This window comes from Pilimelia columellifera subsp. columellifera, assembly GCF_039532605.1.
Lineage (GTDB): Bacteria > Actinomycetota > Actinomycetes > Mycobacteriales > Micromonosporaceae > Pilimelia > Pilimelia columellifera.
Genome location: NZ_BAAARY010000012.1, coordinates 1 through 22,461 on the forward strand (window position 1 = coordinate 1; position 22,461 = coordinate 22,461).

Annotated in this window: 14 protein-coding genes and 1 tRNA gene; 8 read left to right on the forward strand and 7 right to left on the reverse strand. The window is 72.7% G+C overall.

Annotation, left to right across the window (positions count from 1 at the left end):
* Positions 1-508 precede the first annotated feature (508 nt).
* Positions 509-1,201 carry a hypothetical protein gene (locus ABD287_RS13105; protein WP_344172738.1) on the forward strand — a complete coding sequence of 231 codons (693 nt, stop codon included), beginning with the start codon at positions 509-511 and terminating at the stop codon, positions 1,199-1,201.
* Between the two features lie 51 nt (positions 1,202-1,252).
* Entirely contained in the window at positions 1,253-1,492 is a 240-nt protein-coding gene (locus tag ABD287_RS13110; RefSeq protein ID WP_344172740.1) for a hypothetical protein, read from the forward strand.
* Between the two features lie 411 nt (positions 1,493-1,903).
* Here the strand turns inward: ABD287_RS13110 and ABD287_RS18555 are convergent, their stop codons facing one another.
* Together ABD287_RS18555 and ABD287_RS13115 are read right to left on the reverse strand one after the other, a co-directional pair.
* Positions 1,904-2,305, reverse strand: a complete 402-nt coding sequence (locus tag ABD287_RS18555) for a transposase (RefSeq protein WP_425565615.1) — start codon at positions 2,303-2,305, stop codon at positions 1,904-1,906.
* Positions 2,209-2,769, reverse strand: a complete 561-nt coding sequence (locus tag ABD287_RS13115) for a transposase (protein WP_344172742.1) — start codon at positions 2,767-2,769, stop codon at positions 2,209-2,211. Before ABD287_RS13115 ends, ABD287_RS18555 begins: the two co-directional genes overlap by 97 nt.
* A 249-nt stretch (positions 2,770-3,018) precedes the next feature.
* Between ABD287_RS13115 and ABD287_RS13120 the strand changes: the two genes are divergently transcribed.
* The 5 genes from ABD287_RS13120 to ABD287_RS13140 all read left to right on the forward strand — a co-directional run bounded on the left by ABD287_RS13120 (position 3,019) and on the right by ABD287_RS13140 (position 5,642).
* On the forward strand, positions 3,019-3,150 hold the full coding sequence (locus ABD287_RS13120; RefSeq protein ID WP_344172744.1) for a hypothetical protein: 132 nt from the start codon (positions 3,019-3,021) through the stop codon (positions 3,148-3,150).
* A 47-nt stretch (positions 3,151-3,197) separates the two neighbouring features.
* Positions 3,198-3,671 (forward strand): hypothetical protein, encoded by a 474-nt coding sequence (locus tag ABD287_RS13125; protein ID WP_344172746.1) that lies wholly within the window; start codon positions 3,198-3,200, stop codon positions 3,669-3,671.
* The gene (locus tag ABD287_RS13130) at positions 3,668-4,426 is read left to right on the forward strand and encodes an HAD domain-containing protein (RefSeq protein WP_344172748.1); all 759 of its coding nucleotides are present in this window, start codon (positions 3,668-3,670) and stop codon (positions 4,424-4,426) included. The genes ABD287_RS13125 and ABD287_RS13130 overlap by 4 nt, the downstream gene beginning before the upstream one ends.
* A gap of 100 nt (positions 4,427-4,526) precedes the next feature.
* On the forward strand, positions 4,527-4,730 hold the full coding sequence (locus ABD287_RS13135; RefSeq protein WP_344172750.1) for a hypothetical protein: 204 nt from the start codon (positions 4,527-4,529) through the stop codon (positions 4,728-4,730).
* 738 nt (positions 4,731-5,468) lie between these two features.
* Entirely contained in the window at positions 5,469-5,642 is a 174-nt protein-coding gene (locus ABD287_RS13140) for a hypothetical protein (RefSeq protein ID WP_344172752.1), read from the forward strand.
* Positions 5,643-5,730: 88 nt separating this feature from the next.
* Here the strand turns inward: ABD287_RS13140 and ABD287_RS13145 are convergent.
* Both ABD287_RS13145 and ABD287_RS13150 read right to left on the reverse strand, forming a co-directional pair.
* Positions 5,731-5,807 (reverse strand) — tRNA-Pro (locus ABD287_RS13145).
* A gap of 65 nt (positions 5,808-5,872) precedes the next feature.
* Complete coding sequence (locus tag ABD287_RS13150; RefSeq protein ID WP_344172754.1) at positions 5,873-6,019, reverse strand: hypothetical protein; 147 nt, start codon at positions 6,017-6,019, stop codon at positions 5,873-5,875.
* A 341-nt stretch (positions 6,020-6,360) separates the two neighbouring features.
* Between ABD287_RS13150 and ABD287_RS13155 the strand changes: the two genes are divergently transcribed.
* On the forward strand, positions 6,361-6,903 hold the full coding sequence (locus ABD287_RS13155; RefSeq protein ID WP_344172756.1) for a hypothetical protein: 543 nt from the start codon (positions 6,361-6,363) through the stop codon (positions 6,901-6,903).
* A 183-nt stretch (positions 6,904-7,086) separates the two neighbouring features.
* Here the strand turns inward: ABD287_RS13155 and ABD287_RS13160 are convergent, their stop codons facing one another.
* The 3 genes from ABD287_RS13160 to ABD287_RS13170 form a co-directional block, all read right to left on the reverse strand.
* Positions 7,087-8,115: a ketoacyl-ACP synthase III family protein gene (locus tag ABD287_RS13160; RefSeq protein WP_344172758.1), complete on the reverse strand. Its 1,029-nt coding sequence runs from the start codon at positions 8,113-8,115 to the stop codon at positions 7,087-7,089.
* Between the two features lie 81 nt (positions 8,116-8,196).
* Positions 8,197-16,653 (reverse strand): SDR family NAD(P)-dependent oxidoreductase, encoded by an 8,457-nt coding sequence (locus ABD287_RS13165; RefSeq protein ID WP_344172760.1) that lies wholly within the window; start codon positions 16,651-16,653, stop codon positions 8,197-8,199.
* Entirely contained in the window at positions 16,650-22,328 is a 5,679-nt protein-coding gene (locus tag ABD287_RS13170) for an amino acid adenylation domain-containing protein (protein WP_344172762.1), read from the reverse strand. Before ABD287_RS13170 ends, ABD287_RS13165 begins: the two co-directional genes overlap by 4 nt.
* Positions 22,329-22,461: the final 133 nt, after the last annotated feature.

Genomic DNA, 22,461 nt, shown 5'->3' on the forward strand with positions numbered 1-22,461 from the left:
ACCGAGGGCCCCGCGCCCTCTCCAACACCGTCCGTTATGGACGAGGTGCCCGTGTCGTCCCCGCCGACGATCACGCCCTTGCTGAGATCACCTCATTGTCACCCGGACATCTACCCTGTGATCATGGAAGCGGAGGGGATAGCTTTCTGTCTATGTCCTTTCTTTCTGTACTTCGTGGTGGTGTGGCCGTGGTGGCCGTCCTGGGCGTGGGTCTGGTGTTGGGCGTTCCGGCAGGGGCGTCGCCGGTCGAGGATGGCACGGTCGCCGGGACGGTGCTTGACGCCAACGGCAAGCTTGCCGCTGGCCGTCTTGTGGTCCTTCAGCCGGCCCGTGGCGGCCAGAATTTCAGCTCCCGCACGACCGAATCCGGCTCGTACGCGGTGAAGGCGCCGGCCGGCCGCTATAGGTCGAGATCATCACCGATCACGATTTCAAGCAGTACGCTCCGGGCAGTAAGGGGTGGGACGGCGCCACGATCTTCACCCTGAACGCCGGAGCGTCGCTAAAGGTGGATGAGAAGCTGTTGCCGAGGGGGTCGGCGTCCGGCACGTTTAAGCGCCTGGACTCCGAGTACCAGGGTGGGAACCGCGTCTACGTGCGGAGCGTGGCGGACCCGAACGAAACGTACGACACGCTCGTCGACCAGGAGACCGGTGAGTTTCGGTTCCCGAACCTGCACGTCGGCATCTACACCATTTCGGCGTCCCTCTGGCCTCAATTCGCGGGCGAGCAGTTCGTGCCGCACACCCCCGACCCGGCGAAGGCGCAGCGGTTCACCATCACGCCGGACGGCTCCGTGACGGCGTCTGACGTGTTCGCACCGCTGCGCACGATCACCGCGCATGTGAACGCGGCCGATGGCAAGCCGGCGGTGAAGGAAAGCGTGGACATCTTCCCGTCCCATTCGGGCTCTGTCGGCTGGACCTACCGGGACACGGACGCCAACGGGAACGTGACGTTCGATGCGCTGCCCGGCCTGTATCACTTCGCCACCAAGCCCGACGGCATCGGCAACTTCCGGCAGTATTTCCCCTCCACCCTGGTGCGGAGCAAGGCGAAGACGTACGAGGTGACCAGCGATGGGACGACCGACACGCCCACGGATACTCTGTTGCCGAAGACCACGGCATCCGGGCGTCTGGTGACGGCCAACGGCGAGCCAGTCCAGCGTGTGTATGTAGAGTTGGTGGTGGACGGCTAGGGGATCACTTGGAAGCGGGCCGACGATGATGGCCGGTTCAAGTTCCCCATCGTGCCGCAGTACAGCGACTACCGAGTTCGGTTCCGCATTTATGGAGAGAACGACAATTTCGTCGAGCAGTACGCCTACGGAAAGACGACGGCTGCCGCCGCTGACCCGGTCGCCGCGGTAGCGGGCAAGGACACGGTGGTGAATGATACCCTGCTGTCGGATCTGCGCCCGATCGCCGGCCAGAACCGGCAGGAGCACGTTGCCGCGGGCCACGTTGCGCCCGACGGCCTTCGTTCGTGACGTCTCGGCAGACGTTCGTGTTTAGTTGATGTTACTTCGATGGCCCGACACCCTCATGGTGGGTGTTGGGCCATTTCGCAGATGGGCTGCGGGAGACATCGACGTGTAACTACCGTCCGCTCTTCATCTTCTGAGGATCGGAGCAGCGCGATTCGCCGCGCAGGTCCGTGCGAGTCGGCTGGTCTGACGGCAGACAGATATGGAGTCGACCCTGAGCCAATGGTTGGCTCAAGCTACCTGTAAGGCGGTTCCGTCGGGAGCCGCAGGAGCAGTTGCTTGGCTGGGCTCTGCCGCTGCATGGATCCGCACCCCGCCACGTCATCGGGAAAACCGTCAAACGCGACCTGACCATCACAGCCCGCAAGCAGCAAAAGGTTAAAGAACAAGATTAGACCCTGGTAAATAGGCGTTTCAGGTATGGCGGTGGCGGGCGAGTCGGCGGGTCATGATGATGGTCATAGCCCATTGGGTCATCGCGGCGTGGTGTTGTGGTAGCCGTTCGTAGTCGCGGACGGTGCGCCGGCAGCGGTTGATCCAGGAGAACGTGCGTTCCACGCACCACCTGGGGGTAGGACGACGAAGGTGGTCTGCCCGGCGAGTTTGGCTACGACCTGGATGGTGAGTCTGAGCTGGGTGGTGGCCCAGCTGACGAGTTGGCCGGTGTGGCCGGAGTCGGCCCAGACCAGCCGGACGTCGGGGAAGCAGGCGCGTAGCGCCTACAGCAGCGGTGGGGCGCCGTTGCGGTCCTGTACGCCTGCGCCGGTGATCAGGACTACGAGCAGTAGCCCGCAGGTGTCCATGGCGATGTGCCATTTCCGTCTGTTGATCTTCTTGCCGGCGTCGTAGCCGCGTTGGGTCTGGCTGACGGTCTCCGCGCCTGGCACGGACTGCGAGTCGATGATCGCGGCCGTCGGTTTCCGGTGGCGGCCCTCGGCGTATTCGTGGACCTGTTCGCGCAGGTGGTTGTGTATCCGGGTCAGGGCGCCGTCGGCGGTCCAAATCTTGAAGTAGTGGTAGACGAGTTTTGGGGTGGGGAAGTCGGCGGGTGGGGCGTCCCACTGGGAGCCGGTGCGGTCCAGGTAGCGGATCGCGTCCACCACGTCGTGGCGTGGGTAGATGATCGGGCGTCCCCGCCTGGTCCCGGCCGGGACGTGCGGAGCGATTACGGTCCATTCGGCGTCGCTGGTGTCTGACGGGTAGTGGCGGGGCCGGGCGGTCGGGAGGTGATCGCCCAGGGTGGTCGCTGCAGCGACGCCAGCGACAAGGTGTACAGACACCGTTGGGCCTGCGGTCGGGCTGGTCGTCACTTTCGCTCCTACCGAGGGCCCTTCCTCATGTCACCTCACCACGCCGCACCCACGCATGATCGTCGATCGGCCGCGTGTCCGAAACCCACCCGAACCCCTTATTACCAGGCTCTAAGTGACGTCACGGACCCGGCGGCGCGGCTTGACCGAGCTGACGCCAACGGCACCTCCGCCGCGGGCGGGTTCGCCTTCTTCGGTCGCTGGGATGACACCCATCTCATGTACGAGCAGCGTGGGTTGCTGCCGCGCGGGAGCCTTGGTCGGCTGTGCGAGCTGCTGGTGGGCGACCCTGTCGACGACTGCGCGGTGAAGGCGCTATCGGAGCCGCTCGAAGATGGGGTCGAACGGTGAACGCTCACGAGCAAGCCGACACAGCGGCGCCAGGTGCCGTTCCGATCGTGGCGGGCATTGCCGCCCGAATTAGGGAGCTGATCGACAAGTCCGGTCTCACCGTCATCGAGTACGCGACACAAGCGGGCGTTGACCCGGACCGGCTCGCCTGCAACCTCGCCGCCGGGGGCGGTTTCTCTTTCTCGGCGCTCGACGTGGCGTTGATCGCCAACTACGCCAAGGTGTCTACCCGCTGGCTGCTTACCGGCGAGCGGCGCATGATCCGGCTCGTGACCTGCGGGCCGTCCAGCTGTCGGGCCGGCTGGCGGAAGGTCGGCGGTCGTTCGGGCGCGTACGTGCGCCTCGCCGAACCGGACAGCGAGCGCCATCATGTGCTCGTGCCCGTCGATCCGACAGCCGGCGACTACCAAGACCTCATCGACGCGACCGTCGGCGACCTGCGGCACCGCGCGGAAACCGGGCGGCGCGCACAGCTTGTGCTCGACACAATCAACGACAACCCGGAGGGAGCCCCGAAATGAACAACCTTCCCCCGATCTGGCTCCTCGACGTCGACGGCGTCATCAACGCCACCAAGCCCGAGTGGGGCGCGGCGCCCCATCGAGGCGACGCCTGGGCGGGCACCACGAGTTGGCGGATGCGGTGGGCGCCCGCCCTCCTCGACCGTCTGCGCGCCCTACGCTCGGCCGGACGTGTCGAGATCGTGTGGTGCAGCACCTGGTGCGCGTACGCCGACCAGCTCGAACGCCTGTTCCGCCTTCCTGCCCTGGACCGGGCGTTCACTGATCCCGTTGTTGGCCCGGAGGCGGACCGGTTGAAGATCGAGGCAGCCCGCAAGGTGCTGCGTGGGGGCCGGCGGCTGGTCTGGACCGACGACGAGGCTGTCCCAGAACCGGGCAGCCTGCTGCACGACGAGTTGACCGCCGACGGCCGGGCGCTCCTGATCCGCCCCCAGCCCAGGGTGGGACTGTCCCGCGAGGACATGGACAAGATCGAGGCGTTCGCCACCGGCACCGGCGCTGTTCGGCCGCCCGCCGCCCGGGCACTTCGGCTGAGGCGATTGAACGGGCGAGCGCCGCCCTGGGTGGTGGGCGGTGACCTCCTCGGGCGGGTTGTCCTCGTGGTGGCGTGCCCCCGCCGCGGCGATCGCCGGCATGAGAAGTCCGGCGCAGTGCGCCCGCTGCTGGTCGTACTACGACCTAGCCGCCGTCCGGGTGACCGCCAGGTACGCGGACTGTTCGGTGTGGTCGACCCCATGCTGTGCGCAAACCGTTGACGACCGGGCCATCGGGCGCGGCGACTACCTGTCCCTTACGAGCGACGGAAAGGAACGCCCCCATGGCGGTTTCGAGCGTGACGCCCTGTTCCACGAGCCCATGAGCGCCGACCGGGCCACCGCCATCTACAACGTCCTCGTCCAGCACGCCGACGCCCGACCTGACGACCGTCCCTACTTCGCTCACCGACAGGGACTCGCGCTGGGAGTTGCTCACCACCGGCGCCTGGTCACCAAGACCAGCGGCGGGCACCTGGAACGGTTGGCCGATGCCGACTTCCGGGCCACCTACGAGCCCGCCTGACATGCCCGCCTGGCTGCCCGTCCTGACTTTGCTGCTCGGTGGGGCGGGCAGCTGGGTCCTACGCCACCGGCTGCGTGACGACTGGGTTGATGGGCCCCGGTACGTGGGTCGGCGTCGGCGGCGGCGGGACCGCTGACGAGGCGAGCCGGGGGAGGGGCGCAGGGGGCACAACGGTGTGGTCGGGATCGGCGTCCGCAGATGTATTGTCGTGAACGTCGCAGATCCCTGTTCCCGCAGGTCAAGTGACAGATTCCCGGCAGAAGGCTTCCCCCGCGACCGTCGATCGTTGGCCTGATAGGCCCTCCGTGCGCGACCACCCCGACAACCGTCGACAGTGGACATCGCGTTTGCGCAGGCCAAAGCCCACACCCGGCCGACACGCCCTGACCGCCTCTCCGGGTTCGGCTACTGGCGGCGCCTACACCGAAGGCCACATTTGGCAGATCAACGGCTGAACCCCCGCCCGGGCAGCCGGTGCCATGCTCGGCGCTCCCACCAGCAATAGTCCCCTGGAGGAGCACCGATGAACGGCCGCACCAAGCGCGCCACCACCTACCTGGCCGAGCCGCAGCGAACCGCCGAACGCGCCGACCACACGGGCCGCCACTGGGCACGTCTCGGGGCAGCGGTCACGTTCGCAGTCTTGCTGGGTTTTGAGATCACGTCGTGGATCAGCACCGTGTTCGGGAATCCGCTCCCGCACGTCGACCATCCGCGGATCATCCTGAGGTGTCGGTGGTGTGGTTGCTCGTCGCGCCGATGTCCACCGACGTTCGGCAGATCGCCCGGCATGCCCATCGGCTGCCAGGGTCCGTGGTCGAGGCGTTCACCCTCGGGTACCGGCTCCGCTGCGAGCACGAGCACAGTGGTCCGACACGCCCGGGCGGGGACCACCGGGGGACCAATTTGTAGCAGGCCGCGCCCCCAAAGCGCCCCCCAAACGCGAATCGCCCCACCTGCCCAAGATCGGCTAGGTGGGGCGTTTTTGCAGGTCAAAGCGTGGTCGGGCTGACAGGATTTGAACCTGCGACCCCTTGACCCCCAGTCAAGTGCGCTACCAAGCTGCGCTACAGCCCGCTTCGTGGCACGAGACTAGCAGATCCGACCGGCGCCTCCATGAGGGCCCGCCGCCCGCCGGAGGCTTAGCCGCCGGCCTGATACACGCCGCTAGGCAGGTCGCTTGGGAGGGTGCGCGGTTCAGCCAATGTCGGCGCCGAGTCCCGGGCGCCGGTGGACTGCTCCATCTTGACGGCGGGATCTTCGACCTCGACAGCCGACTGCTGGAGCATCTGATGCGCCCCGAGTTTCCGGACGGGTCGGTTGCGCTCTTGTTCGTCCTCTGTAAGGGAATGGCGGCTTGGCGACACGTACCGGGGTCCCGTCGCAGGTTTCGATCTTTTCCAGGTTGGTCGTACGGTCGCTGCGGTGCCGCTGGGAGCAGCCCGCCGCCGGTGAAGTGCGGGCCCGCTGTGCGGCGCTTTGCCCACGAGTCAGGCGACCAGGTCTTGGCTCAGGCGACCCGATCTTGGCGTACGCGGATCTTCGGGCCATGGCCGAGTCGTCGCGAATCGGCTCGGCGGAGCCGCGGTCGCTCTATCGTGGGAATCGCACGTGACCGGGGACGGAGTCCGTGACTGTGCTCGTGGAGGGCATTGTGGTGGTGAAAGTCTTGTTGGGTTCGTTGACCGAGGCCGAGCAGGGGCTGGTTCGCGAGACCGACCGGGATTCGTTGGTCGCGCTGGACGAGGACAGGCTGGTCGAGCTGCACACGCGGGTGCGCCGAGCACGCGACAAGCACGTGAAGGTGTACCGGCGGCGGGCTGCCACGCGGGTGGGTGAGGTCGGCGGACGAGGCAAGGCCCGGCCGAAGAACACCCGGGACGCGGGCAAGGCAGAGATCTTCGAGGACGCATTGGCGCGGGTGAGCAGGCGGCTGGCGATGGCCGCGCAGGCCAGCGCCCGGGCATTGAAGGCTGAACGGCTGGCCGAGGCCACAGCCGCCCGCGACACTGCACCGCCCGCCACCTCCCGCCGTTCGGTCGCCCCCGCGGGTCGACCGGTGGCCGCTGCTGGTCGCCCGCCCCGCCCCGCCGATGCGCCACAGCGGCGTAAGCAGCACGCCGCCACCCGGGCGGCGGGCGCCCGTCGGCAGGCGCGGCGCGACAGTCGCTGACGCATGCTGGCGCCCGGCATTGCCGAGCCTGCGAACCGACGGTGCGACCCTTGTAGCTCTGGGCGGCGGGGGTCATGGCGTCCTGGAGCCGTGAAGACATGGCCCGCGCCACCAGTGTGGTGGCCAGCTCCGCCCCACCCCGGCCGATCCGGCCGGTGATGGTGGCGTGAACATGGGATCCGCTCACTGCGGTCTCGGACCGGCCTCCAGGACCAGGCAGGTGAACGTGAATCCGATACCCACGCCGATCAGGGCCAGCCGGTCGCCGGGCGCGACCAGCCGGTGGCGGACCAGATGGTCGAGCGCGACCAGCTGATCCACCGCGCCCAGGTGACCGACCCTCAGGCCCAGCTGGTGCAGTGTGCGGGCCGGGTCAAGGCGAAGCGGCTCGACGTAGGCGGTCTTGAACAGGGCCTGCCCGACGAACGGCGGGCACACCCACCTCAACTGGCTGAGTGAGGCGCCCGCCTCGGCGAGGGCCTGCGCCGTCACCCGTTGCACGCCGGCGATGGACCGGGCCAGCACCGACGCGGGCGTGTGCCGCCCGGCGGCGAAGAACTGGCGGGCCCGCTCCCGCAGCACCAGCGGGCGTAGCGCCGCAGTGGAGGCGCCGGTGAGCGGCTCGTCGCCGCGTTGCAGGCCGACCAGACCGGCGTCGGTGTATGAGGCGGAGGCCAGCAGCCGCAGCCGGCCACCGCCGCGGCCGAGGACAGCGGCGCCGGCGCCATCGCCGAACACGACGCCGGAGTCGACATTCCACCGGTCGAACTGGGGGGCGCTGAACCGGTCCGCCGCGGTGACCAGCGCCGCTGACGGGCCCGCCTGGCCCGCCAACTGTCCGGCGGCCAGCTCCAGACCCGCCAGGGCGCTGTTTGACAGGCCACCCAGATGCAGCGACAGGCCGGGCCACTGCTCACCGATCACCTCGGCGGCCACCGCGCACGCTGACGACCACAGGTCCAGACCCTGGAAGTAGACCGATCCGTGCAGGTGGAGACCGGGAGTTACCGACCCGCCGGCGTGGGCCATGGCGGCCCGACCGGCGCGCACCGCCATGTCAGGTGGGTCGAGGTCGGACTCGGAGACCGACACCAGACCGGCTTCGGCCGCGTCCGCGGGGGCGTACCGACCATCGGCGACCGCTTCGGCGACCGGGGTGAGGTCGCCGAGGACACTGCCGGTCCCGGTGATCCAGACATCGTCGTAACGCACTCAGCCCAGCCCCGCGGCCAGGTCTCGGATCGCATCGACCTCGACCGGAGAAGGGGTGTGCGGCCAGTGGGGTGGCACGGGTCACGCTCCGTTGGGGAGGGCGGCGGAGACCAGCGGGGCCAGCTCCGGTGAATGGATAATCGAGTAGTGGTGGCCGGGCGCCCGGTGGACGCGCAACCGCGGACAGTACGGCCCCCACCCGAGGTCGGGCTCGTCGTAGGCATCGTCCACGCCCATGCCGATCCGGGCGTTCCGTGGGGATGGGTCATCGGCGCGCAGCAGCACAACCGGAACGCTGTCGTCCAGGGCGACGGCGTGGTGGTCGGCCAGGTCACGCAGGTGCCGACTGAACGCCGCCAACCGCTGCCGTCTGCCATCGTTGGGGTGCATCAGACCGGCCTCGGTCAGGGCCTGGGTGAGGCCCGCGGTGTCCAGATCGTCGGGCAGGCCAAGCTCCAGGAAGGCCTCGATGGACCGCAGGTAGCGTAGGTGCAGCTCCGCCTCGGTGCGTGGCTGGTCCAGGCCCTCCAGCGCGATGATCCGTTCCGGACTGTTGGCGTCGATCATGACGACCAGGTCGACCGACGCGCCGTCGCGGCGCAGCGCGCCGGCCAGGTGGTGGGCGACAGTGCCGCCCATCGACCAGCCGCCGAGCAGATACGGCCCGTCACCGGCGTGCCGGCGCACAGCGTGGCCGTACAGCTCTGTCAGCGCGTCGATGCCGTCGGGCGCCCGGTGGCCGGCCAGCTCCGGGTCCGTCAGGGCCAGCACCGGCCGCTCGGTCACCAGTGACCGGGCCAGCTCGGCGTAGCAGCGCACATCCCCACCGGACGGGTGGAGCAGAACCAAGGGCGCCCCGGCGCCGTCACGTAGCGGCACGACGATGTCGTCGACGATCCGCGGCGTAGCCAGCAGGCGTCTGGCCACCTCGGAGCGCCCCTGCGGCTGCGCTGCCCGGGTCTGCGGATCGGGTGTGGACGGCGACGGTGACGCGGTCAGGGCGGCGGCCAACCCGGCGATTGTCGGGTCGGCCAGGAACCGCGCCGGCGGCACGGCCACCGCGCGGTCGGCGGCGACCCGGCGGAGCATCCGTAGGGCGCTCAGCGAGTCTCCGCCCAGGGCGAAGAAGTCCGCTGCCCGGTCGGTCGGCGGCACGCCTAGCAGCGGGCGCCACAGGTCGGCGATCTCCTGTTCGAGACCGGGCCGAGGGGGGCCCGCCTCGTGGGCGGAGTCGCGGCCCGCTGCGAGGGTCGCCGGTGGGTCGTCGGCATCTGGCAGCGGCAGCGCCGCCGACCAGGCGGCCGGGTCGGCGAGGGCGTGGGCATGGGTGGTCAGCCCGGCGAACAGCCGGTCGAGGTCCCCGGCGGCGAACACCTCGTCCACGCTGGCGAGCGAGAGCACCAGTTCCTCGCCGACCTCGTACAGCCGCAGCTCCAGCAGCACCTGTGGGGTTCGGATGAACTGGGTGTGATCCCGTTCGTCAACCCGGCCGAGCGGGCCGGCGCCACTGTCCAGCGCCCCGCCCAGGGCGGCGTTGAGGCCAAGGGTGCTCTGGAACACCACTGGGGCGACGGGCCGGTGGCTGCCACGCAGCCGGGCCAGCTCCCGCGACACCTCCACGCCGGTGGTCAGCTGGTGGGCCAGCGACTCGGTGATCTGCTCCTGCACCGCCCGCGCCGCGGCGGCGAAGTCCCAGCCCGGCCGCAGCTCCACCGGCACCAGGGCGGTGGCGGAGAAGGCGCCGATCATCCGGTCCACATCGGGATGCAGCGGGTGTCGGCTGAACTGCAAGGTGTTCATCAGGAACCGGCGGTGCCCGGCCAGGCCGGCCACCGCGACGGCATAGCCGGCCGCGAGCGCCGCCGACGGCGTCACCCCGTGTGTCGCGCACTGTGCGCGCAGCCGCGCCCAGCTGGCGGCCGGCAGGCGCGCCTCCCGGCCGCCCATGGCGTGGACGGTCACCGAGGCAGGTTCGGCGGCCAACGGCAGGGCCGGGGCGGCGGGCAGGTCGGCGAGCCGGTCGGTCCACCACTGGCGGTCGGCCCGCCACTCCGGTCGGTCCGCGGCCTCGGTGACCGTGGTGACGTAGTCGCCGAAGTCGATCAGGAGCGGGGCGTGTACCGCGTTGGGGTCGGCCAGGTACGCGAGCAGCTCCCGGGCGAAGATCTGCGCGGACCAGCCGTCCGCGGTGAGCAGGCTGAAGGCCACATGCAGCCGGCCGGCCCCACCGGGCAGCAGGGTGAGGCCGATCGCGAACCCGGGCCCGTGCTGGGGGTCCGGCCCGGTTGCCCCCATCCGCTCCCGGACCGCGGCCAGCCCGTCCCGCACGTCGTCGTCGGCGGCGTCGCGTAGGTCGACCACGCTCACCGGGGCCGTGGTGGCGGCGGGGTCGTCCAGCGACAGGATCCGCTGGGAGCCGTCGGGCAGCACCCGGGCGCGCAGCATCGGCTGGTGGGCCATCATCCGCCCGACCGCGTCGGTCAGGGCGCCCGGCGCCCGGTCGGCGTCGACGCCGGAGAGCGCGACGTCGGTGTAGTAGTGGGCGGAGTCGTAGGACAGCTCCCAGCCGCCCTGCTGCCCGACGAAGTACGCCTGCTGCAACGGCAGCAGTGGGAAGGGCGCCTCCGGGTCGGGCCGGCGTCGCAGCCGTAGCCCGGCGGCCACCGGACCGGCGCCGCCGGCACGGCCGTCCAGGAGCACGGCCAGCTCGGTGAGCGTGGACTCGGAACGGATCTCGGGCAGGGACAGCTCCACGCCGAGACGCTGGCGGACGAGGGCGGTCATCCGGACGGCTAGCAGCGAGTCTCCGCCGAGGCTGACGAACGTGGCATCGTCCGCGATGTCGTCGCGGCCGAGCAGGTCAGCCCAGATGCCGCGCAGGGGGTCGCGGGTGGCGGGGGCCGCCGTCGCGGCTGGCCGCGGGGCGGCCGGGCCGTCCCATGTGTGCTCCGGCGCGGACAGCTCGGTGAGGAGGTCGACGTAGTCGGCGAACGCGGTCGCGGCGTCGGCGGGGTCGAGGGCCGCGGTATTGACGTCCCACTGGAGCGCCAGCGCCCCACGGCGGGTGAAGACCTGGTGGTCCAGCCACACCTGGGGGGTCTGGCTGACGCCGTGGACCACCGGGCCCAGCCACTCGTGGTCGTGTTCGATGCCGTCGGCGGACCGTGCGATGCCGAGCATCCCGGTGAACACCACCGGGACGTTGCCCTGGTGGCCGCCGTGGCGGGCCAGCTCGGCCAGCAGCTCCAGGCCGCCGTACTCGCGGTGGTCCAGGTCGTCGAAGAGAAGACGCTGGGCGTGGCGGACCCGGTCGGCGAAGGTGGCCGGCCGCCGGTGGTCGACCTCGTGCAGCAGCAGGGAGGAGAACTCGCCGACGACGTTGTCCACGTCCGGGTGGATGGCGGGGCGGTCGAAGACGGTCAGGGTCAGGCTGAAGTGGTCGCTGCCGGACCAGCGGGCCAACGCGGTCGCGTAGGCCGCCAGCAGGGCCGCGGTGGGCGTCGCGCCCACGTCGGTGGCCCGCTGGCACAGCCGTTGCCAGGCTTCGGCGGGCAGCTCACCAGCGAGGCGCCGGAAGCGCGGCGGCCCGTCGTTGGTGTCGTGGACTGGCAGCGGCGGGGCCGGCGGCAGCTCCCGCGCGGTCCAGTAACGGCGGGCCTGCGCGTACCCCTCAGTCGTGCGGCGCTGCTCCAGGGCGGCGACGCAGTCGGCGAAGTCGACGCCGATCGGGGGCAGCAGCACGTCAGGGTCGCGGTACAGCGCGCACAGCTCGCGGTCCAGGATCAGGTAGCTGGCCGAGTCGCACACCAGGACGTCGACCGACAGCAGCAGCCGCGACGTTCCGTCGGGCAGGTGCACGACCTCGCTGACGATGAGTGGCCAGCGGGTCGGGTCGGCCACCCGGTGCGACAGCCGTTCCCGGCATGCGTTCAGCTCCGCGGACGCCTGGTCGGGCTCGTGTCCGCGCAGGTCGGTGACCGGGACCCGGTAGCGGGGCATGGTCGGCAGCACCAGGTTCTGCCCGTCGGCGGTGACGACGGCGCGCAGCATCGGGTGCCTCGCGATGACGGCGTTCCAGACCCGTTCGTAGCGCGGCACGTCCAGCTCGGCGCATTCGTGTTCCAGGTAGAAGTGGCAGCCGACGGAGCCCAGCGCGTAGTCGTCGGAGCGCCCCACCCGGTACGCGTGCTGGACCCTGGTCAGGGGGAACGGCGCCGTCGCCGCCGGGCGCGCGTCGGCGTCCAGCGCCGGCGCGGTTTCCGGTGTGGCCGTTGGCGCCGGCTGCGCGGCGCTGTCGAGGCGCTGCGGGAGCAGGGCGGCCAGCGCCGCCACCGTCGGACAGGTGAGCAGGTCGCGTAGCCGCAGCTGGACGCCGTGTGCGTCGCGTAGCGTCGCCAGCACCCGCGTGGCCAGCAGGGAGTGGCCGCCGAGGGCGAAGAAGTCGTCGTCGGCGGAGTCGACGGTCCGGCCCAGCGCCTCGGACCACACCTGCGCGATCAGGCGCTGCGCGGCCGTGGTCAGCGCCGCGCCGCCGGTGACCGGGCCGCTGACCGTGCGGGCGGGCAGCGCGGTGGCGCGTTCGTTCAGCGCCGCGGGTGACGCCGCGACCTGGTCGGGCGCCCGCCCGGCGCGGCCCAGCGCGGCGACGGTGGTCAGAGCGGTCAGGGCGTCGGCGGCGTCCAGCGCGTGCCGCATCGTGATCTCGGCGGCGGACTCCGCCTCGGCGGCGGTGCCGAATCGCCACCGGTCGAAGTCGATCGCGGTCCATCCGGGCTCGGCGGCGGCCATGGCGTCGAGGAATCGGCTGGCCGCCACGTAGGCGCCCAGGCCGAAGCCGCCGATCGTGCCCGCGGCCGACGACGCCAACAGCACCGTCGGGCGTTGCCCGGTCTGGCGCAGCGCCGCCCGCAGCGCCAACACCCCCTTAACCTTCGGGGCCAGCACCGCCGCGGTGGTGGCGTCGTCCCGCTCGGCCAGGCCGGCCAGGGCCACCACCACCGGCGCGTGGATCACCAGGTCTAGCCTGCCGTGGGCGGCGACGATCCCGGCGATCGCGGCGGCCAGCGCCGCTGTGTCGGTGACGTCGCAGGCGTGCGTCTCGACCCGGGCGCCGGCGGCGCGCAGTCGCGCGACCGCCTCCTGCCGGGGCGCCGGCGCGGCGGCCAGGTCGGTGCGACCGAGCAGGACGACGGTCGCGTCGTGCGCGCCGCACCAGGCTTCGGCCACGGCCAGTCCCACGCTGCCCAGACCGCCGGTGATGAGCGCCACCGGCGCGGCCGGCAGCTCCGGCGCCGCATCCGGCTGCCAGGACTGCCACTCGCGCAGCCAACGGCGGCCCGCCCGGCCGGCGACCTCCCAGCAACGCCGCTGAGGGGAGGCGGCCAGGTCGGCGGCCTCGGCGAGCACCGCGGCGGCGTCGACGGAGCGTAGGTCCAGGCAGCGCCACCTCAGACGGGGCAGCTCCTGACCGAGCACGCGCGGCAGGCCGCGCACCGCGGCGGCCACCGGGTCCACCGTCTCGGCGCCGTCGACAGCTTCGGCGTCCACGGTGACCTGCACCAGGGCCAGCGGTTCGTCGGCTCCGGCGCTGGCCTGCGCCAGTTCACCGTAGGCGTCCACCGCGCGGCGGACCCGTTCGTCGGCCGGCCCGCCGTCCAGCCCGATAAGGCTGAGCACGCCGGTGGTGTCGGCGTCGAGCTGGGTCGCCGGTTCCGCGCCGGCCACCCGCAGCGCGGCTTCCAACTGCGCGGCGTACGGCTGGGGTCCGACGACCAGCCACCGCTGCCCGGCCAACCTGGCCGACGGCAGCGGGGGCAGCTGACGCCAGGTGGGCAGTTGCAGCGGCGCGGCCGCGGACGGCTCGCCGGCGGCCTCGCCCGGAGCACGGTGGCCGGTGACACGAGGCTGCGGGTCGACCCAGAAGCGGCGGCGACTGAACGCGTACCCCGGCAGCGGTGTCCGGCGACGGGGGACGGCGAGGGTCGCGGCGTGGTCGATCGGCACACCGTGCTGCCACAGCTGTCCCAGCACGCCCAGCAGTTCGGCACGCCCGGCCGGCTCGTCGTCGGCGCGTCCCAGGGTGGTGAGCGCCGCCGGCACGGCCGACCGGCCCCGACGGGCCGCGAGGGAGGCGACCAACGCGCCGGGCCCGACCTGGACTACCAGCGCGGGGCCGTCGCCGACGGCGGTGTCCAGGGCGGCGCCGAAGCGCACCGGGGCGCGCAGGTGCCGCACCCAACGCTGCGGGTCGGCCAGGTCCGCCGGATCGGCGAACTGACCGGTGATGGTGGTGACCAGCGGCGTCTCGGCAGGCTTGGGGGACAGGCCGGCGGCGGCGCGGGCAAGGGCCGGCATCGCCGGCTCCACCAGACGCGAATGGGCGGCGACGTCCACCCCGACGAGGCGGGCGTCGAGCCCGCGGCCGGTCAGCTCGTCACGCAGCGCGCGCACGGCGTCCGCCGGACCGGCCACGGCGCAGGCATCGGTGGCGTTGACCGCGGCGATGTCCAGCGTGGGATAGCGGCCGAGCAGGTCGATGACCTGCTCCTCGGGCAGCGGCACCGCGAGCATCGAGCCTGCCGGCAGGCCGGCCATGAGCAGGGACCGCTCCGCCACCAGGGCGGCGGCGTCGCTGAGATCCAGCGCGCCGGCGGCGACCGCGGCGGCGTACTCGCCGACGCTGTGGCCGAGGACCACGTCGGGGCGCACCCCCCAGTGCCGCAGCAGCGCCCAAGTGGCCACGCTGACGGTGAACAGCAGCGGCAGTCCGGTCTTCGGGTCGCGGGCCCGCGCCACCGCCGCCGGGTCGTCGCCAGCGGCCCGCACGTCAGCCCGCAGATCCACCCCGAGGCGAGGGCCGAACGCCTCAGCCAGCTCGTCGACGGTAGCGGCGAACACCGGCTCCTGCGCGTAGAGCAGCCGTCCGACCCCGGCGAACTGCGACCCGCCCCCGGAGAACGCGCACACCAGCCGGGCCGGCGTGGTCATCGTGGTAGTCGAGGCAGCGGCCAGCGCGGCTGCCGCCTCCGCCGGCGGGGCGGCGACGGCGATCCGGTGCGGCAGCATCGCCCGCCCCACCGCCAGGGTATGCGCCACCTCGGCCAGCTGGACCGGTTCGCCGGCCGAGCCGGCCGCGGCGGGCTGAGCGAGGTGGTCGGCGAGCGCGGCGGCGGTCGCCTTCCCAGCGGCCGGCGTGGCCGCCGACACCAGCAGCAGCTGTGGACGGTCGTCCGGTGGGGCTGGGGCCGCGGTCGGGGCGGCGGCCAGCACCACATGGCAGTCGACGCCACCGATGCCGAACGAGCTGACGCCGGCCCGTCGGTCGTCGCCGGACCAGGCGCGCGCCTCGGTGACCAGCTCGAACGCCGATCCAGGCAGTTCCAGCGCGGGGTTGGGATCGTCGGCGTGCAGGCTGGCCGGCAGCAGGCCCTCGCGCAGGGCGAGCACCGCCTTGATCAGTCCGCCCACGCCGGCGGCGGAGTCGGCGTGCCCGATATTGCCCTTCACCGAACCCAACCCGCACCATGGCGCGACCGCCGGGCCGAACACCTCCCGCAGCGCCCGCACCTCGATCGGGTCGCCCAGCACCGTCCCGGTGCCGTGGCCCTCCACGTAGGAGATCTGGGCGGGGGAGGTGTCGGCGACCGCGAGCGCCTCGGCGATGACCCGTGCCTGGCCGGTCGCGGACGGGGCGGCGAAGCCCGCACGGGCCGGCCCGTCGTTGCCGACCGCCGATCCGAGGATGACAGCGTGGATGTGGTCGCCGTCAGCCAGCGCGTCGGCGAGCCGGCGCAGCACCACGACACCCGCGCCCTGGGTGAAGACGGTCCCGGTGGCGCCGGCGGCGTACGAACGGGTGCGTCCGTCCGTGGAGAACGGCCCGTCGGGGACGGCCAGGTAGCCGCGCCCCTGGGGCACCCGCAGCGACACCCCGCCGGCGAGCGCGGTGTCGCACTCCCCGCCGGCCAGCGCCTGGACCGCGAGGTGGACCGCGACCAGCGACGTGGCGCAGGTCGCGCCGACGGACACGGTGGGGCCGGTCAGCCCCAGGCGGTAGGCGACGTGCAGGGGAAGGTAGTCGGCGACGTTGCCGGTGTGTAAGGCGAGGCTGCCGGCCGGGTCAGCCCCGCCGAGCGGGTCGAACCGGTGGGCGAGGTTCGTGGCCAGATAGCCGGACAGGGCCGCGCCGGCGTACACGCCGACGCTGCCCGCGGTCTCCCCGCCGGCGTGTCCGGCGTGCTCCAACGCGTGCCAGGCGCATTCGAGGAACACCCGCACCTGCGGGTCGAGCAACGGCGCCTCGGTTTCACTGATGCCGAACGGGTCGGGGTCGAACTCCTCCTGGCCCGCGATCAGGCCGCCGACGGGCACGTAGGACCGGTTCCGCCGCAGCGTCGCCGGCACGCCGCGGTCGGCGAGCTCGGCGTCGGTGAATCGGGTCAGCCCTTCGCGGCCGTCGCGCAGGAGCCGCCAGAAGGCGTCCGCATCGGGGGCGCCGGGGTAGCGGCAGGCGAGGCCCACCACGGCGATCTCGGTCATCGGGACGTCCTTTCGGCGATCAGACGACGGCGCTGTCCCCGGCTGCGGGCAGCGTGCAGCGGGTCGTCCGACACAGATGGCGGGGCGGGGGCAGACGGCAAGGCGGGGACAGGCGCCGGTGCGGGGGCAGGTGGTGCGAACGGGGCAGGCTCTGCGACGGAGGCAGGTGGTGGGGCGGGCCTTTCGGCCGTGGCGAGGTGAGCGGCGGCGGCGCGGATGCTCGGGTGGGCGAACAGATCGAGGACCGACAGTCGGGGGGCTGCGGCCCGCAGCCGCTGGTGCAGGGTGACGAGGGTGAGGGAGGTGGCGCCGCACTCGAAGAACGAGCGGGCCGGGTCGAGGCTCATCGCCGGCACGTTCAGCAGGTCCGCCAGCGTGGTAGTGATCCGTTCCTCCCAGATGGCCCGTGCGGCCGCCGGGGGAGCGCCCCGTGGCGGTGACCCGGCGGCCCCGCGACTGTCGGGGGTCATGACCGGCCGGTTCGGAGGCCCGTCAGCCGGTCCGTTCTCGTTCGCCGCGGCCAGGTCGCGGCTCGCCAGCGACGCCGGGTCGGCCTGCGGCCAGGACGCCGGTTCGGTGAGGGTGAGGAGCAGCTCGCGGTAGGCGGTGAACAGGCCGTCGAGGTAGCCGGCCGGGAAGGCGGCCTCCACCGCGTCCCAGTTGACCCGAAGTTCCCCGCCCGCCTCGAACACCTGGCAGTCGAGCACCACGTGCGGTGTCTGGCTGATCGCGTAGACCGTCTCGCCGAACCCGGCCAGCAGCTGCGAGGCGTCGACCGCCGCGCCGCCGCCGTCCACGGTGCTACCCAGGCCGCTGGAGAAGACCACCGGCAACACGACCTGCCGACCCCGGTGCGCGGTCAGCTGCCGCAGCACCTCGTTGCCGTGCACACCGTGCGGTCCAGTCGTGTGCTCCAGGTCGCGCAGGAGCCGGTCGCCCAGCGCGCGGGCCCGGTCGGCGAGCAGCGGGTCGTCGCCGTCGACGTCGACGAGCGCGGTGGAGGTGTAGTCGCCGACGACGCCGGCATGGCCGGGCGGACGGTCGAATGTGGTCACCACCACGGTCCCGGCCGGCTGACCGGTGCCGGCGCGCAGCACGTCCGCGAACGCGGTCAGCAGCGCCGCCGCTGGCGTCGCCCCGTGGGCGGCGGCGTTGCCGCGCAGCGCGGACCATTGACCGGGGGTCAAAACGGTACGGCGCCGGTTGAACCGGACCCGGCCGCGGCCCGGCGGTCGGATCGGCAGCCGAGGGCCGTCAGGAAGGCTGCCGGCGCGGTCGCGCCAGTAGACTTCGGCAGCCTGCCGGCGGGGGTCGGCGGCCGTCGCCGCCACGGTGGCGGTCCAGTCGGCGAAGGTGGCGGCGGGGCCGGGCGGCAGGGTCGCCGGGTCGTCGTAGGCGCGGATCAGTTCGTCGGCGAGGATGGCGGCGCTGCGGGCGTCACAGAAGATCAGGTCCAGTCCGAGGTGGATGCGCCACCGTCGGGATCCCAACCGGGTCGCGGCCACGTGCAGGGTGGCCTCGCCGGTGGGGTCGACGATCCGGTGTGAACGTTCCCGGCGGAGGCCCTCCAGCTGTGCTGACTGCTCCGCCGGCTGGCGCCCCGACAGGTCGATCACGGTCAGCTCTCCGCCGCCGGCCGCCTGCACCTGCTGACGGGTGTCGGCGGTCACGACCGCGCGCAGCATCGGATGCCGGGCGACCACCGTGGCCAGGGCCTGGCGCAGCCGGTCGATGTCGAGGTCGTCGCGTTCGACCTCGGTGTAGTAGTGCGGAGCGACCGGGTCGCCGAGCCAGTGGTCGGCCCGTCCGACCAGATACGCCAGCTGCATCTCGGTCAGCGGGAAGGAGGCGGTGGGGGTGACCGCGGGGGTTCGGGGCCGCCCATCGAGCCGCATCTCGACGAGGGCGGGGCCGTCGGCGATCCTGGCCTGCGGCGGAGGCAGCCCGGCGCGCCTGGCCTGTTCGCTGACGGCGTCGAGCCAGTCCCCGGCGGCGCGCAACGCATCCGGCAGCGACCGGTCCGGATCCGCGCCGAGGCGCAACGTCAGGTGCAGCCCGTCGGGCGGCAGCGGCAGCCCGACTCTGTCGTCGGGCGGCATAGCCGGGCGGGTGGCTGCCGGCGTTTCAGCCGGCCGGGGCGCGCCGTCCACTGTGCTGGGGCGGCCTGCTGGCGCGACGCTGTCGAGCAGCGCGGTGATGCTCGGCGCGGCGGTGAGATCAGCGAAGGCCGGCCGCTGACCGGTGAGGTCCTCGATCAGATTGGCCAGCCGGACGACCTCCAGGGAGGTCGCGCCGGCCGGAATCAGCGCGAGGCCGAAGTCAGCCGTGCCGAGCATGTCGAGCAGCGCCGCCTCCATCGCCCCACGGACGCCGGGCGCCGCCGAGCCGGCCGCCACCGAGCCGGCCGCCACCGAGTTTGGCGCCGCGGGCCTGAGCTCCGCCTGGACGGCCGGAACCGAGTCGCCCGGGACTGATCCGCCCGGGGACGGCGCCGACCCGTTGGGCGCAGTCGCGCCGAACGGGTCGGGTAGCGCCCGGTGGTCGATCTTGCCGTTGTCCGTGACGGGCAGCGCCTTGAGCAGCACGAACCGGCTCGGCACCAGGTAGTCGGGCAGCTGCTGCGCCAGGTCCCGGGCGAGAGTCCGCTCGGCGTCGGGCAGCGCACCGTGCAACGAGACGTGGGCCACCAGCCGGGGCCGCCCGTCCGGGCCGGGGAGCGCGGAGGCGACGGCCTGCCGGACGGCCGGGTGCCGGACCAGCGCGGCCTCCACGTCACCGAGCTCGATCCGGTGCCCGCGCACCTTGACCTGCCGGTCGGTCCGACCCAGGAACTCGATGTTGCCGTCCACGCGCCACCGACCCAGGTCGCCGGTGTGGTACAGGCGCTCGCCGAGCACCGGGTGGACGGCGAACCGGGCGGCGGTCTGCTCGGCGTCGCCCAGGTACCCGTCGGCGAGGCCGTCACCGGCGATGAACAGCTCACCCGTCCGGCCCACCGGGCACGGCGCGCCCGCCGGGTCCAGGATGTAGAAGAACTGCCCGCGCAGCGGCCGGCCGTACGGGATGCTCGACCAGCGAGGGTCGACCTCGCCGATCGGGTAGGTGATCGACCAGATCGCGGCCTCGGTGGCCCCGCCGAGGCTGACCACCTCGGCGCCGGGAGCCAGCGCGCGGATCCGGTCGGGCATCGCCACCGGGATCCAGTCGCCGGAGAGCAGCACGAGGCGCAGGCCGCGCAGCGCCGCAGCGGCGGCCGGATCACCTTCGGCGTACTCCACCAGCATCTCCAGCAGCGCCGGAGCGGTGTTCCAGACGGTGACTCCGTGCTGCGCGACCAGCTGGCACCAGTGCTGGGGGTCGCGCTGGCGCGCCGGATCCGGCAGGACCAGCGCGCCGCCGGCGCCGAGCACGCCGAAGATGTCGTATACCGACAGGTCGAAGCTCAGCGCCGACAGCCCCAGCACCCGGTCGCCCGGTCCGACCCGGTGCCGCGTGGTGATGTCGTCGATGGTGGCGCGGGCGGCGCCATGGCTGACGGCCACGCCCTTGGGCACGCCGGTCGAGCCGGAGGTGAAGATCGCGTAGGCGCGTTGGGTCGGATCACCCACGGAGGCCGCCAGCTCGACGGCGGCGTGCTCGCCCACTGTCACGGTGGTCAGCCCCGGCGGAAGCACGGCCGGCGCGTCCGGGTCGATGACGGCCCGTCGGATTCCGGCCCGTCGGCAGACCGCCTCGATCCGCGCCGCCGGCCAGGCCGGATCCACCGGAACGTACGCCGCCCCCGCGTCGAGCACGCCGAGCACTGCCGCGATCTGGTCCGGGCATTTGGGCAGAGCGACGAGCACCGGCTCCGCGGCCGCCACCCCCGCGGCGCGCAGCGCGGCCGCGACGGCGCCGGCGCGGCCGGCGAGGTCAGCGTGGCTCCATGGCGGCCCTCCGCCGAGCACCGCCGGCGCGTGCGGGGCCCGGGCGGCCACCGCACGCGCCGGGTCGTGCAGCAGCGGTCCGGCGTGCGGATAGGGGGTTGGCTCGGGCGACTGTCGTGGCTGGAAGGTGGGGTCCCAGCCCAGGTCCGGCGCCCGCCACGGCGCGTCGGTGGCGGCGAGCGCGGTGAGCAGTCGGTGGTGGGCGTCGGCTAGGCCGTCGACGTACCCCTCGGGAAAGGCGCGCACCACCGCGTCCCAGCAGATGCGGAGTTCGCCGCCCTCTTCCCAGACGAGGTGGTCCAGCGCCACCTGCGGTGTCTGGGAGACGCCGTACACCTCCTCGCCGAGCCACTCCGCACCGTCGGTCGGCAGTCCCACGCCGGAGGTGAACACGACGGGAAAGCCGGCCCCGGCGGTGGCGGGCAGGTCGCGCAGGACCTCCACGCCGGTCACGCCGGTGTGGTCCAGGGCCGCCCAGAACCGGGCGTTGACGTCAGTGGCGTAGTCGGCGAAGGGAGCGCCCGGCTCAGCCGCGGGCAGCCCCACCAGGGCGGTGCTGGTGAAGTCGCCGACGATGTCGTCCGCCCCGGGCACGTCGGGGCGGTCGTAGACGGTGGTGTTGAGAGTGAACGGGCCATCGGCGCCCCATCGCGCCAGCGCCAGCCCCAGCGCCGCGAGCAGGGTGGCGGTGGTGGAGATGCCGTGCCGGTTCGCCGTGGCCCGCAGTCGCGCCCACGCGGCGGCGTCGAGCCGGCGGCTGTGCCGGGCGAAGCGCGCGCCGGTGAGCGTCTCCGGCAGCGCGGCGTACGGCAGGTCCGGCGCTGGCGGCAGCAACGGCCCCTGCCCGCGCCACCACGCCAGATCCCGGTCGTGGCGGGCGCGCTCGGCCGGATCGGCTGCCCGCCGACGGACCACGTCCAGGAAGGTCAGCGGAGCGGCGGGCAGGTCGGTCTCCGGCGCGGCGACCAGCTGGCCCCACTGCCGTAGCAGCAGCCGCCAGCTGGCGAAGTCCAGGATCAGCACGTCGAATCCGACGAAGAGCCGGGTACGGCCGTCGGGGCACAGTGCGGCGTGCAGGTCGAACAGCGGCCACTGGTCGGTCGGCAGGAGCTGGTGCGAGCGCTGCTGACGCAGCTCCGCCAGTGCGGCGGCCGCCTCCTCGGGTGTGGCATGGCGCAGGTCGGTGCGCCCGATGCGCCACCGGGGCACTCGGGCGGCTACCCGCTGGCGGCCGTCCCGGCCGACGGTGGCGCGCAGCATCGGATGCCGCTGGACGAGTCGATTCCACGCCTCCTCCAGCGCCGCGAGGTCGGTTTCGGGGTCGGCGGGGCGCCGGTCGTACTCGTGGTACCAGAACGTCGCGACGCCGCCCAGCGGCAGTCCAGCTTCCCGGCCCGCCCAGTAGGCGGCCTGGACCGGGGTCAGTGGCGCGCAGTCGGGTTCGCCCGGGCCGACCGGATCCGCGCCGGGCCCCGCCGCCGGCGCGGTGGCGGGGGCGGCGTTGTCGGCGGTGGGATCGGCGAGGGCGGCCACCAGGTCGCCGACGGTGCGGTGCCCGAGCAGCGCGGTGAGCGGCAGCGTGACGCCGGTGCGCTCGGCGAGGTCGCGGCGTAGCCGGACGGCGGTGAGGGACTCCAGCCCGAGCGCGGCCAGCGGGGTGTCGAGGGTGATGTCCCCGGTCGTGCCGGCGAGCTGACGGGCGATGGCGTCGCGCACCACCGCGCCGGCGGTGTCTCGGTCGGTAGGCATGAGGTCCTCCGCTGGCAGGGGAGAGTCGACATATCAAAGCTTGACAATGTGGAGAGTCCGGAGTCTGCCTATATTGGAAATCAAAGTCAACAGTGCGCTACGCTCGCCCGATTCACCAGCTGAGTTGGCCAGA